Source organism: Candidatus Skiveiella danica, from assembly GCF_022705245.1.
In the GTDB taxonomy this organism is placed as follows: Bacteria; Pseudomonadota; Gammaproteobacteria; order Burkholderiales; family Burkholderiaceae_C; genus Skiveiella; species Skiveiella danica.
This window is the reverse complement of sequence record NZ_JAKJEW010000091.1, coordinates 1-337: the sequence shown is the minus strand read 5'-3', so window position 1 is coordinate 337 and position 337 is coordinate 1.

The window sequence follows — 337 nt, the reverse complement described above, 5'->3', positions numbered from 1 at the left end:
GCGAAACCCGCCGCCGCCGCCGCGACATGATCCTTTCTGGACCGGCCTGAGGCGAAAGGCTTCGAATGCCGCTTGCCCCGGACCCTCGGTCGGTTGCCGTCTCCGATTGTCCTTTACAAGTTTTCGCTTACCATGTATTTGCCTGAGGGGGCGCGCGACGCCGGGCCCCGACCCGCAGCCATGGACCAGAAAGTCGAAAAACAGCAGGCACTCCTCACGGCCGAGATGAAGCGCAGACGGCGCGAGCGGATCATCATCGCCGCCACCGTCATCGGCATCGTCCTGCTGACCTTCATCGAGACCAGTATCTTCAGCAAGGAGACCCTCGTCCCCGATT